The organism is Mucilaginibacter sp. dw_454 (assembly GCF_018449775.1).
Taxonomy (GTDB): Bacteria; Bacteroidota; Bacteroidia; order Sphingobacteriales; family Sphingobacteriaceae; genus Mucilaginibacter.
The window spans coordinates 736400-750043 of sequence record NZ_JAAVVB010000002.1 but is presented as its reverse complement, the minus strand read 5'-3'; the positions used below and the strand labels follow the sequence as shown (position 1 = coordinate 750043).

10 protein-coding genes and 1 other RNA gene are annotated in these 13644 nt (G+C 42.6%); 7 read left to right on the top strand and 4 right to left on the bottom strand.

Features of this window, described 5'->3' with window-relative positions; translation table 11 throughout:
- Nucleotides 1-120 precede the first annotated feature (120 nt).
- Nucleotides 121-633 (bottom strand): DinB family protein, encoded by a 513-nt coding sequence (locus tag HB679_RS10420; RefSeq protein WP_214071904.1) that lies wholly within the window; start codon nt 631-633, stop codon nt 121-123.
- A 108-nt stretch (nt 634-741) separates the two neighbouring features.
- Between HB679_RS10420 and HB679_RS10415 the strand changes: the two genes are divergently transcribed.
- Nucleotides 742-2262 carry a L,D-transpeptidase family protein gene (locus HB679_RS10415; protein WP_214071903.1) on the top strand — a complete coding sequence of 507 codons (1521 nt, stop codon included), beginning with the start codon at nt 742-744 and terminating at the stop codon, nt 2260-2262.
- Nucleotides 2263-2436: 174 nt separating this feature from the next.
- Nucleotides 2437-3117, top strand: a complete 681-nt coding sequence (locus tag HB679_RS10410) for an outer membrane beta-barrel protein (protein WP_214071902.1) — start codon at nt 2437-2439, stop codon at nt 3115-3117.
- A 164-nt stretch (nt 3118-3281) separates the two neighbouring features.
- Here the strand turns inward: HB679_RS10410 and HB679_RS10405 are convergent, their stop codons facing one another.
- From HB679_RS10405 to HB679_RS10395, 3 genes are all read right to left on the bottom strand, one after another.
- Nucleotides 3282-4079 carry a murein L,D-transpeptidase catalytic domain family protein gene (locus HB679_RS10405; RefSeq protein WP_214071901.1) on the bottom strand — a complete coding sequence of 266 codons (798 nt, stop codon included), beginning with the start codon at nt 4077-4079 and terminating at the stop codon, nt 3282-3284.
- A gap of 187 nt (nt 4080-4266) precedes the next feature.
- Nucleotides 4267-4842, bottom strand: coding sequence for a nitroreductase (locus tag HB679_RS10400; protein WP_214071900.1), 576 nt, complete (start codon nt 4840-4842; stop codon nt 4267-4269).
- Between the two features lie 72 nt (nt 4843-4914).
- The gene (locus HB679_RS10395; protein WP_214071899.1) at nt 4915-7347 is read right to left on the bottom strand and encodes an alpha-ketoacid dehydrogenase subunit alpha/beta; all 2433 of its coding nucleotides are present in this window, start codon (nt 7345-7347) and stop codon (nt 4915-4917) included.
- A 354-nt stretch (nt 7348-7701) separates the two neighbouring features.
- Between HB679_RS10395 and HB679_RS10390 the strand changes: the two genes are divergently transcribed.
- The 5 genes from HB679_RS10390 to HB679_RS10370 all read left to right on the top strand — a co-directional run bounded on the left by HB679_RS10390 (nt 7702) and on the right by HB679_RS10370 (nt 13579).
- A complete protein-coding gene (locus HB679_RS10390; RefSeq protein ID WP_214071898.1) occupies nt 7702-8133 on the top strand; it encodes a DUF1573 domain-containing protein in 432 nt (143 codons plus the stop codon).
- 158 nt (nt 8134-8291) lie between these two features.
- Nucleotides 8292-9521 (top strand): pyridoxal phosphate-dependent aminotransferase, encoded by a 1230-nt coding sequence (locus HB679_RS10385; RefSeq protein ID WP_214071897.1) that lies wholly within the window; start codon nt 8292-8294, stop codon nt 9519-9521.
- 446 nt (nt 9522-9967) lie between these two features.
- A complete protein-coding gene (locus HB679_RS10380) occupies nt 9968-11395 on the top strand; it encodes a serine hydrolase domain-containing protein (protein ID WP_346345145.1) in 1428 nt (475 codons plus the stop codon).
- A 172-nt stretch (nt 11396-11567) separates the two neighbouring features.
- Nucleotides 11568-11937, top strand: a transfer-messenger RNA (tmRNA) gene (ssrA, locus tag HB679_RS10375).
- Between the two features lie 364 nt (nt 11938-12301).
- Nucleotides 12302-13579: a site-specific integrase gene (locus HB679_RS10370; protein ID WP_214071896.1), complete on the top strand. Its 1278-nt coding sequence runs from the start codon at nt 12302-12304 to the stop codon at nt 13577-13579.
- Nucleotides 13580-13644: the final 65 nt, after the last annotated feature.

Here is a 13644-nt window from a genome sequence, read left to right as displayed (position 1 = left end):
CTTTGATCGTCCGGTAAGAGATCGTCACGCTCGTTCCTCGCAATGACGTCATTTCAATTAAGTTATACAAGATTCGTCCCGAACGTTCGGGATCGGACTACGCCAGCAATGACAAACATCCTACCCCTGCAACATCCTCGCTGTAACTAACAACTGCCCAACATGCCGCATCACATGCTCGGCCGCATGGGTATATAAACCAATAACCGTCGACGGTACTTGCGCGCGCCCCACTCCTCTTTTCTCGGTCAACATTAGCTCATCTGTACTGCTGAGTTGAAGGACGGCATCTTCTACCTGGCGATTAAAAATTTCCAGTAAAGTACTTACACTGTAGCCTATTTCGGGCATATGTCCTTCCAACGATAATTTATTGAGCTGATGTTGCGTAAGCAGTTGGCCTTTTGCATAAGTAAATAATCTATCCAATACACCTGCTAAATGCTGCAAATGAAAACCCGGCGAGGCCAAACCCACGGGCTTCACCCATAATAGTATTTCCGGAAAATCGGCCATAATAGCGTTTACTTCCTCCCTGGCCTGCAATAAGGCATGCGCCACGGGCTGCACCAGGGGCGGTATTCCATCCAGCGGGCCGCGTAGCCAAACTTCAGGTTTGTGGTTATCTGCCATATAGTACTAACTATTTTTTATTGAGTATATTTCAGCAGCAAATATTATGCGCTTTTTTTTATAAATGGTATATGTATTGCTATACGCCCCGTGAATTAATTTAAACTTATGTCAATCAACACTAAAAATTTTACCAAACTTACTATAGTTCTGTTTATTGCCGCAGCCGTTGTTTTTCAAAGCTGTAAAAAAAGTCGCTCAGACATGGGCAAAACCCTTTACCAAAAAACCCAAAATAAGGTTTTTAAAGATGTTACTCCCGAAGGCCTGGCCGATGTATTTCAAAAAGTATTGGCCGATGAAAAATCAAAACTTACTTACGGCTCCTACATCAGCAATTTTTATGAGCAAAATAACTACGACCCGGTTTTTGTGATGGACCACATCTTTAATAAAGACATGAATACGTCTGTCACTTATTTTCAAAATGCCGGCCAGCACGGGCTTAACCCGGAGTTATTTAACGCCAGTGAAATAGCAGCACTGATCAATAAATTTCACAACAAAAAAGGTATCAAAACATTAGACGAAGCGTATCATGACATAGCCGAGTTGGAGATTCTTTCGGCCAATTCCTTAATGCGTTACAGCAACGCTTTACAGTATGGCATAGTTAACCCCAAATCTATCTACTCAAGATATTTTATCGCTACTCCACGCCCCGATAGCAATGCGTTAGCTAAAGTTTTCCAGGTGACGGATTTAAAAACTTACCTGGATAGTATTCAACCCAAAGATCCAAATTACCTGGCGTTACAAAAAGCGCTGGCCGCCGGTACGGTAGCCGACGGCGCATCGGCAGAAGAAACTAAGCGGGTTATCATTACCAACCTGGAACGTTTAAGATGGCGCAACAGACCTAACGCTAGTAAATTCGTTATGGTAAACATTCCCGACTTTAGGTTAGATGTGATGCAGGACGGAAAATCTATACTCAATATGAAAGTGTGTGTTGGCCAGGGCCGCGACATGAATAATGGCAAAACACTAGAGAACTATGTGGATACCGATAAAGTAGATAAACCTAACCGTCACTCTACCCCGCAACTAAGCAGTATGATTCATAGTGTTGACGTAAACCCGGTTTGGAATATCCCCCAAAGCATTGCCAGTAAAGAAATTATTGTTGAAGCCAGGAAGGACCGTTATTATCTGGAGAATAAAGGCATTAACGTTTATAAAGATGGCTCACTGATTGACCCGGATGATATCGACTGGGATAAGGTTTCCGCTACCGATTATGAGTTTAAACAGAAACCGGGCGATCAGAATTCTCTAGGCAAGATCAAATTTTTGTTCAACAACCAAAGCAGCGTTTACCTGCATGACACCCCTGCTAAAGCGGCATTTGGTCAATCTATGCGTGCAGTTAGCCATGGCTGCGTACGCCTGGGCGATCCGCAAGGTTTAGCGCTAAACTTATTTGGCGAAGGTGCCAAATATGATTTGATCTCTAAAGACATGGGACAAGACAACCCCGAGCCAACGTCAATAGCCTTATCGCCAAAAGTACCGGTATTGATTACCTATATGACGGGTTGGGTAGATAGCACGGGTACGGTACAGGTACGCCCGGATGTTTATGGTTTGGATATTGTATTGTATAATGCTTTGGCGACGTTGAAATAAGCCAAATGCTATAACTGTCATTGCGAGCGAAGCGTGGCAATCGCGAATATTGCATCCCTGCGATTGCTGCGCTTCGCTCGCAATTGACATAAAAGAAGGCTCTCGGTTAAAATGTCGATAAGTTAATCATCGGTAAAAATATTATATTGCTGCCTTTATCTTATCAATTGATTAATGAGATCTGTTTTTCTTACGCTTGCTCTTATTGCAAACGCATTTTTAGCACTGGCGCAAAACCTGGTAGACAATTACGACGGACCAAAAATTACTTATGGGCTGGCCGGTGGTTCAAACTATGCATCCCTATCTGTTAAAGCGCCAACAAGTTATCAAGCTTATACCAGCCTGACCAGCCCGCTCTCTGTAGGTTTTAATCTGGATTTCCAGTATAACGACTACTTTTCTATAAGGCCCGCACTGATATACCAGGGCATGGGCGGCAAAGTTTCAGGAACAAATAATTTTGCTGTTGCCAGCATTTACAATCTCCATTATCTCGAAATTCCGGTTGATTTCATAGGCCATTTGCCCGTTGGCAATGCGGGTGCAAATATATTTCTGGGTGCAGGTCCGTTTATTGCTAAGGGTATCAGCGCAAATAGTAAAACAGAAACCGCAACAGCTTTAAGCGATGTTCAGGCTACCTATCAATATAAATTTGGTAACGGTGGCGATTTCAAATCGCTGGACTATGGAGCAACTACTGTATTAGGCTTTCAGCTCAATCGTGGATTTGCCGTAAGTATGAATGTGGATATCGGCATGACTAACATTTTGCAGAAACACGATCTGTACATCCAGGCCACCACTGCAAAAACAACGACGATTTATTTCTCAATAGGGCAATCGTTTTGATAATCTGCATTAACCTATTTAAAATTGTCATTGCGAGCGAAGCGCGGCAATCGCAAGGATGCAATGTTCGCGATTGCCACGCTTCGCTCGCAATGACAACAAAAGCAAAATGCCTGCCTCATAACGAGACAGGCATTCTTTATTATTGAAAAACAATGAAATTCTTATAAAGTCGGCGAATTGATCATTGACGTGCTATCCGCAGGCATCGTAAAATTCGCAAAAACCGAATCGTTTAAATATTTCGAGGTATAGCTTGGATTATTACCATTGATAAAAAATACCGATTTACCTTTTATAGTATTGATAACCTGATCTATTACCTGTGGCGATACCGCAGGGCAGCCAAAGCTACGCCCTAAACGACCCATTTGTGCTATAGCAGACTCGCTTACATATTCTGCAGCATGCACCACTACACCACGTGAGCGGGCGTTGGTATTAAAGCCTTGATCTAAGCCATCTAAACGTAACGAACGGCCATGTTTACCTACATAAATATCATCGGCCAGATAAAAGCCTAAACTGCTTTGATGCGACTCGTTATTATCAGAAAAACTGGTTGCCATATCGTCGCCACTACCTTGTCCGTGTGCTACCCAGGTGTTTAATAGCAAATGCTTGTTCAGCAAGTCAACGATCCACATGCGTTTTTCGCGGCTTGATTTGCTAAAATCAACCACCGTAATTACCGAGCTGTTTTGAGCCAGGTTATTTGCAGATTTGATATTGAAATAACCGGTCAGCGCTTTTTGGAAAACTCCCATATCCATACCTGTTTCTTGTAAACGGGCAGTTTGATATATGGTGCTTACGTATTGAGCAAATAGCTCTTTAGCAGTAACCGTATGTGTAGTCTTAAAATTGTCTGAATTTTTCGTCGCGTTAACCGGCGTAAAGCCGACAATGCTGATTAATAACATCAGCGAAACGCAACCTATCCACCAAAAATGTTTTCTCATATTCTTTTGAGTTTTAAATTCAATAGTTAATAAAAATCAGGTGTGAGCTGGTACAATTGGTATACAAATATACACAATATTTACTAATAAATAAATTTTATTAACAATTATTTAAAATCCAACAAAACAATTATACTCAGATTAAATAACTACTGAATATACGAAACAGGTGGACAAAAAGTTGTGCTTACGCCCACTTAACCTTTTCGGACAGCGGAATTTGCCTTACACCTTGCGGCTGCTCATCAGCATAGCCCAGGTATACCACGCCCATTACCTCATCCTCGTCGCGTAAGTTTAAAAACGTACGCATCGCGGGTTTTAGTATCATGCCGCCGGTACCCCAATAAGACGCCAGGCCCGCCGCAGTAGCGCCCAGTAAGATATTCTGTACCGCACAGGCAGTAGCCGCCAATTCTTCGAATGCGGGGATCTTAGGCAAATTGCCCCGCTGCATTACCGCTACAATTACATGCGATGCTTGATCACCCTGATGTGAAAGGTTGTCATAAACGCCCTGTGCAAATTCGTTGGGCGGTGTGTTTTGCTTGTACAATTCGGCGTGAGCCTGACAAAAGTCTGCGGGGTTTGAGTATACCGTAAAGCGCCAGGGCTCAGTTAAGCCGTGGTTTGGTGCCCAGTCGGCCAGTTCTAAGAGTTGGTTAATTTGCTCGTTCGTGGCTTTTTGGCCATTCATCATGAATGGCTTTGTGGTGCGGCGATTTTTTATAATGTTAGATATTTCAGAAAATTCGATATTCATAGGTAAATAGTTTAAAAGAAAAATGAGCGACCGGTTAGGTCACTCATTATATAAATTTATTTTTTTGTTCGATTAATATATCGGCGGATAGGTGCTTGGATTGCTATCGCTCATCATGCCATAAACTATCTCTACCACATCATCAACCGATGGTTTGGTAAAGTAATCACCATCCGAACCGTAAGGCGGGCGATGATCTTTAGCGGTCAAGGTACGCGGCGGCGAATCTAAAGCATAGTATCCTTTTTGCGATTCGATGATGTTACGCAAGATATAGGCTGAAGCTGCACCCGGTAAATCCTCGTCAACCACCAACAATTTATTAGTTTTATATAACGAGTTGCCACATATGTTATCAATATCAAAAGGATATAAAGTTTGTGGATCGATCACTTCGATATGAATACCCAGTTTTTCTAATTCAACGGCAGCTTCTAAAACCACCCGTAAAGTAGAGCCGTAAGACACCACAGTCATATCCGCACCTTCGCGCAAAATCTCGGCTTTGCCTAATGGCACCGTAAACTCGCCTACATTTGAAGGCAATTTTTCTTTCAGGCGATATCCGTTTAGACATTCTACTACAATAGCAGGCTCGTCGCCACGCAGCAGGGTGTTGTACATACCGGCAGCCTGTGTCATATCGCGGGGTACACACACATGCAACCCGCGCATAGCATTCAAAATAATCCCCATCGGCGAACCTGAGTGCCAGATACCTTCCAGGCGATGCCCGCGGGTACGTATAATAAGCGGGGCTTTTTGACCACCGGCGGTACGGTAACTTAAACTGGCCAAATCGTCGCTCAATACAGTAATACCGTAAAGCACATAATCTACATATTGAATCTCGGCAATAGGTTTCAGGCCACGCATAGCCAGGCCCATACCCTTACCAATAATAGCCGACTCGCGAATACCTGTATCGGTAATACGCAACTGACCATATTTACTTTGTAACCCCGCGAAGCCCTGGTTCACATCGCCTATGGCGCCAACATCCTCGCCAAAAGCTACGATCTTTTTATCGCGGGTAAAGTTGGCATCGAAACAGGCGTTTAATATCTCGCGGCCGTCAAGCAGCTGCGGTTCGTCTGCATATTCTGCAGGCGTTTCTTTTATTTTTAATGGCGATTGCGGCGAATTGCTGAACAGTTTTGAATTAAAGCGATCAGCATTTTTATCGTTCTCGCGCTCCAGCCAATTGCTTAAAGCATTTTTCTCTTCGGATGACTCCCTAACGGTTAATCTTAACGCTTTACGCACCGCGGTGGTAGTATCTTTTCTACCCGGGTCAACGCAAGCCAATAACTCGGCATTTAGCGCATCCAACTCATTGTGATGGGCCGATACCTGCGCCAGTTGGTCAATCAGGTTTACAGTTTCATCAATCTCTATTTTTACGCGGGCAGCCAGGTTATCCCAGGCTGAGCGCTGGCATTCGCGTACATGTTTTTTGGCCTCATCCTCTAAAAAGCTCAGATCATCCTCGGTAATAATAGCCGACTCGATCATCCATTCGCGCATTTTAAGTAAGCAATCATACTCCCCTTCCCAGGTTAAACGGTCCTTGCTTTTGTAACGCTCGTGCGAACCGGAAGTAGAATGCCCCTGCGGCTGTGTCATCTCCACAACGTGGATCAGCACCGGTACATGTTCTGTACGGCAGTAAGCTATAGCGCGTTCATAAGTCTCGCAAAGGGCTACATAGTCCCAGCCGCGAACTTTAAATATTTCGTATCCGTTGGTACCATCTTCCCGCTGGAAGCCTTTTAGTATCTCAGATATATCTCCTTTAGTAGTTTGCAGATCAGCAGGGACAGATATCGCGTAAGCATCATCCCAAACAGAAATAGCCATAGGTACCTGCAACACCCCGGCAGCATTAAATACTTCGAAGAACAAACCCTCGGAAGTAGCTCCATTACCAATGGTACCGAAAGCAACCTCGTTGCCGTTAACAGAAAACTGGTTTGATCCCGCCAGTTCTTTGTTTTGGCGATAAAGCTTTGAAGCAAAAGCCAAACCCAGCAAACGTGGCATCTGCCCGCCGGTAGTCGACATATCTGCCGAGCAATTCAGGCTATCTACCTGGTTTTTCCAGCTCCCATCCTCATTAATAAAACGGGTAGCAAAGTGGCAGTTCATTTGCCTGCCGCCTGATGCAGGCTCTACTTCAATATCCGGGTTAGCATATAGTTGAGCGAAAAAATCAGTCAGGTTACTCATGCCTGTAGCAAACATGAAAGTTTGGTCGCGGTAATAGCCCGCGCGCCAGTCGCCTTTACGGAAGGCTTTGGCCATAGCCAACTGGGCAACTTCTTTACCGTCGCCAAATATGCCAAACTTGGCTTTACCCGTCAGTACCTCACGGCGTCCGATCAGGCTTGCCTGTCGACTTTCGTAAGCTATGCGGTAATCATTAATCACCACGTTCTTGAAATCATCAAAACTCAGTTCAGCAAGATCTATTTTACTGGTACCTGGATTTGTAGTTTCGGGCATAAGCGTTTGTTTAAACGGTAAAATTAAAAAAATCTATTTGGTAATCGGTATACCTATCAACCAAAACAAGCCGTTTATGCTATAGTTTTTATTAACATTAATGGCAGATGTTTTGTTGAAACTGTGCAGCTATAACCGCCTGGCCCCGATATTGGCAAACATAAAAAAACTATTTAATGGTGCAATGCAGTTGCGGCAACTATGGCGAGGCAATTACAATTGTAAAAATTCTGTTTTAAAGCTAACAAATTACTGTTCATTGCCGTACAAGGCACAAAAACAGGCTATTAATTTTAAAATGAACAATAATAGTATGGTTAAACCTTTTATATTTGTATCAATCAAACATTCGTTATGAAAAAAATATTTTTAATGTTCGCGGTGGTTATAGGCTTTGCACTAAACGCATCGGCACAAACTACTCCTGCAGCAGCTCCGGCTCCTGACCCTAACAAACCAGAGTTTAAATTCAACGAAGAAAAACACGATTTTGGTAAAGTACCTCAAGGTACCCCGGTTACTACTGTATTTACTTTCGTTAACACAGGTGTTGATCCATTGATCCTTACCGAGGTAAAACCAACCTGCGGTTGTACTATTGCCGATTATACCAAAACTCCGGTTAAAAAAGGAGCTACCGGTAAAATCACTATTACTTACAATGCAGCAGTAGCAGCACCATTTAGTAAAACTATTGTGGTTACCAGCAACGCTAAAACCCCACAAAAATACTTAACTATCATCGGCGAAGTTGTAGCCAAGGCGGCGGCACCAAGTACCAGGTAGTGATTTAAGACTTAACCCTTTAATCTCTACAGAATAAAGGGTCAGTTAGCAAAACAAAAAAGACCCGAATATTCGGGTCTTTTTTGTTTTAGGACAATTTTATTACATAAACCATATTTTAATCCACATAAAATTCATCTTTTTTCTATTTTTGCCAAATGCCAAGTATATCCCGTAAGGGTCAGCGGATGCCCGCCTCCCCCATCAGAAAATTAACACCCTATGCCGACCAAGCTAAGCTTGACGGCAAAACAGTATATCACCTTAATATTGGACAACCCGACATTGAAACCCCTTCGGGGATGATAGATGCCGTAAAGAATATCGACTTTAAAGTTTGGGCATATACGCCCTCAGAAGGTACTTTATCTTATCGTAAACAACTCACCAAATATTACAATAAAGCCGGGTACAATATTACCCCCGAAGATATTATTGTAACTACAGGCGGGTCTGAAGCGATATCGATCACCTTTATGACCTGTTTAGATGCGGGCGATGAAGTGATAGTTCCAGAGCCGTTCTATGCCAATTATAACAGTTTTGCCAGTCAAAGCGACATTATCGTAAAACCAATATTATCGCACATTAGTAACGGCTTCGCGCTGCCGCCGATAAGTGAGTTTGAGAAAACCATTACCGATAAAACACGTGCAATTTTTATTTGCAGCCCTAATAACCCGACGGGTTACCTGTACTCTCGCGAAGAAATGGAAACCTTGAAAGCGCTGGTTTTAAAGCATGATCTGTATTTATTTGCTGATGAAGCCTACCGCGAGTTTTGCTATAACAATCAGGAGTTTGTATCGCCAATGCACTTGGATGGATTGGATGAAAACGTGATTATTATTGATACCATGAGCAAGCGTTATAGTGCCTGCGGCGCCCGCCTGGGTTGTATCATCACTAAAAATCGCAAATTCTGGAACACGGCTATCAAGTTTGCCCAAGCCCGGCTAAGCCCCGGCATGGTTGAACAAATTGCCGGCGAGGCAGCAGTAGATACACCTGACGAATATTTTGAAAGCGTGAAAGCCCAATATACCGCTCGTCGTAATACCATAGTTACCGCCTTAAATAACATGGATGGCGTTTACTGCCCTAATCCGGGCGGGGCGTTTTATGTAATGGCACAACTGCCTATTGACGATTCTGACAGATTTTGCCAATGGATGCTGGAAGAATTTAGCTATGAAAACCAAACGGTGATGATGGCCCCTGCAACAGGTTTTTACAGCACACCCGGTGCAGGCTTGAATGAGGTTCGGCTGGCATACGTTTTAAATAACGACGACCTGGCCAGAGCAATGAGGTGCCTGGAGGAAGCTTTAAAAGTTTACCCGGGGCGCGTTAAAACCACCCAGTTAGCAGTCGAAACCGTTTCATAATCATTAACTATAAAATAGCCGTTTATCCTTGTGGATGAACGGCTATTTCTATTAAGTGTGCCCTACACTGTCATTCACTTAACTTCTCATCATATTTATGGTAAGACCACTGTTTCATATTAAAATGTGTTCGCATTTGATGTGCCTTGCAATGGAGGCAGTTGCGATGGAACTTACTTCTGTTTATCCATTCATGCCAACCCAAATAGCAGCATAGTTTGTTAATGTATTTCATTTAGGTGCGATAATGATATTGGTTAGGGGTTTGCGTCCTTTTAATAGACATCGTTTAATTTGACTGTTTCGTTGGGCGTGTTTCTGTGTGTTTTGATAAGACATTGATTTTGAAAGGAATAATTCGCGGGACTAAAAAGAGGAATATTTATAGGGGCCTGCAATGGGGATATATTACTAAATTAGACAGTGTTAAAATATCACCGATACTTGTGAAAAAAAGAGCCTTACCACTATTATTAGCCTTTGCTTTAACCATTAGCCACACCATCGCGCAGCAAATCAAACGGCCCGATGGTAAAACCATGCCGGTTACTGCAATCAATCGCATCGTCAAAAAATTGATAGATACTGCCGATGTTACAGGCTTGCAATTGGGTATCATTAATAACAATGTCACCACATTTGTAAATAGCTACGGATACAAAAACAGCGCGACCAGGCAATTAAACACACCTGTCACCTCGTTATACGCGGCATCGCTGGCAAAACCTTTGTTTGGCTATTTGGTGATGCAACTGGTTGATGAAGGTAAAATAAACCTTGATAAGCCGCTTTACCAATACCTGACTAAACCGCTGCCGCAATACGATAACTATAAAGATCTGACAGGCGATAACCGTTGGAAGCTAATTACCGCCCGCATGTGTCTGTCGCACACAACGGGTTTCCCTAATTGGCGCGAATTAAGGCCCGATCATCAGCTTAAAATATTGTTTACGCCCGGCACACACTATAACTATTCGGGCGAGGGAATACAACTATTGCAATTAGTTGTTGAAACTATTACCGGCAAGCCGCTTGAAATACTGGCGCGAGAAAAGGTATTTAAGCCGCTTAATATGATGCATACAGATTTTGTATGGCAACCAAGATTTGAAAACAACTATGCCGTTGGGCACGACTGGAATGGCGACACGCTCACGAAAATAAAATACACTAAGGCTGCAGCAGCCGGATCAATGGAAACGACGATTACTGACTATACCCGTTTTGTGGCCGCGGTAATGCAGGGCCAGGGTTTGTCGTCAAAATCTAAACGCGATATATTTTCGCCGCAGATCATTATCAAATCAAAACACCAGTCTGATGAGGCAGATTCATCAATCAACAATAACAATCAGACTACGCAGTTATCTTACGGCTTGGGCTGGGGTTTATTTACCACACCGTATGGGAAAGCCTTTTTTAAGGAGGGCAGTTTAGATGGCTGGGGCCATTATGTAATTGGTTTCCCCGACAAGAAGATAGCCATTGTTATCATGTGCAACAGCAACGGCGGTGAAAGCATGTTTAAAGAGCTGGTTGAAAAATTGACCGGTGTAACTATACCCTGGTATTGGGAAAACTATATACCATATCGCCAAAACGTAAAATTGCCGGCCAGTGTACTACAGCAATATACGGGCGAATACAATGGTAAAATAAAAGCGATACTTTCTGTGGTAAATGGTCGGTTAAAAATAGAGTCGCCAACGGTTAATTTGGGTAAAACAAATTTGTACGCGCAAAACGATCATCACTTTTTTCTAAAAATTATGGACCTCGATGTAGATTTCGTAAAAGACACCAACGGTAAAGTAATTAAAGCCGTTTTCGACGATGAAGGCGAGCATTACGAACTTATAAAAACAAAATAACAGCGCCCATCGCTACTTTTTTTAGCTCCTATTTCAGTTTAACACAACAAGAGCCGCAAGTTTATAATCAGATAGTAACATTTTGTTAAATTTTCAGAAAGCAGTTAAAATTGGTATCTTTGTTGTTCTACTATCGCATACCGCCATTGGTTAGCGGTGGCTCAATAAAAATGGGGTCGACCGGAATTGACAGGATGGAGATAAGTATGTAAGCATGCAGCGCGTTGGATGAATTAGCGCTTTAATCAGAACATTCAAAACCACAAATGGCGAAAATAACTACGCCTTAGCTGCCTAATTTAGAATTAGCATAGCTTTTGTCCCGCCGGTTCTCCGTTTCATTGGATCGGCAATCGGGGCATCGAAAAATGAAACTAGCCAAGTGTAAGGTGCGGGCACCCGGCGAAACAAAGCACCTACGGGAGACGGTACAGGTAAGCTGCTGACCTTCCCCTCCCCGACAATTAAACAGACGCTAAGCATGTAGAAAGCGTACCTTATACCATGTTTGGACGAGGGTTCGAATCCCTCCGGCTCCACTGAAAAGACCTTCTTGCGAAGGTCTTTTTTTATAAAACCGCGTTTCCAGCGTTTTTAGAGGGTTTTTGAAAAAAATTGTCTATCAAATTTGACCAGTTTTTCCAAGTATAAAAGGCTATCATGAAGGCTACCAATAGATTTTAAAAAGTGGTAGCCTTTTTATGAGTTAAACTGCTGATTATATTGCCTTTAAATGAGATTGAAAAAATCCATATCAGATTCAATTAATCTCTTGAAAGTCCATTGAGCGACCCTTAAAATGGGCGTTTTAATGCTGAAATTGGTGATCAACCATTTTCGATGATTCAATGAAACCGGGTTTTGAGAGCGAATGAAAACAAATCATTCACTTAAAACCCAATTTTTATGAAAGTCAATGAAAAACTTTCCATCCTGGTTTTGCCAAAAAGTGCCAGGAAATCCAAAGACGGCAGTTTATCGCTGGACATCCGTATTACAATCAATCTTAAAAGAGCTGTAATTTCTTCAGGCCAAAAAGTGCCGGAAAATTTATGGGACCAGGAAGCTGGCAGAATGAGGGGCAATTCGCAGGATGCCCGATTGCTGAATAATGACATTGAGCGATGCAAGGTAAAGCTTCGCCAACTTTACAGCTGGCTTGAATCGCAGGGCGAGGAAGTAACGGTAGAAATGCTGAAGGATGCCTATCAGGGTAAAACCGAGCAACCTAAAACTTTGCTTAACGCCATCGATTTTGTGATCGAACGTTTTGAAAAAAAGGTAGAAAAGCACCACCGCTCGATTGCTTCATTAAAAAAGTTGCGAACCATACGTGCGAAGACGGTCAATTTTATCCAACATCAATACAAATCTAAAGATTTAAGGCTGGACAAAATCAGGTTTGCCTTTGCAGAAGATTTTGTCGATTACCTGATGTTAGATGAGGACATTAATGGTAATACGGCGAAGAAGTATTTAAAGCATGTTAAACACGCTATAAAAACAGGCGTCGAGCGGAACTGGATACCCACCAATCCGATACAAACTTATAAATGCGGGTATATCGATCCTGAACGGGATATTTTGACCGAGCAGGAAATTATGACGCTTTACAATAAGCATTTTGAGATCAAACGCTTAGAAGAAATTAAAGATGTTTATCTGTTTATGTGTTTTACCGGGTTTGCCTATAAAGACACAAGTTTGCTAACTACCGATCATATCATCGACTTTTTTGACGGTCAACAATGGGTAGTTAAAAACCGTCATAAAGTAACCAGCACTGTTTGCCGGGAAAGTGTACCGCTATTACCTATTGCGAAAGAGATCATCGAGAAATATAATGACCATCCTGTTCGCAAAACTAACGGGTTGCTGTTGCCAGTATTGAGTAATCAGAAATACAATGCCTATTTAAAGGAAATTGTAACTATTTGTGGTATCAACAAAACGCTTACCACGCATACCGCCCGCCATACGTTCGCGACGACTGTCACTTTGGCTAACGGTGTCCCTATAGAAACGGTTAGCGCTCTATTGGGCCATAAATCTATCAAGACTACGCAGATATATGCCAAAATTGTAGCGCAAAAGATTGGTGACGACATGAACGAGTTGAAGAAAAAGTTAATGGTCAAGATGCCTGCGAAGTTAAACCAGGTTTCGGTTATATCCATTGAATAGCCAATAAAATAGGAACGAATTATGTCCGCAATGCGGACGCAATTGGGCTTAACATACATGCTAAT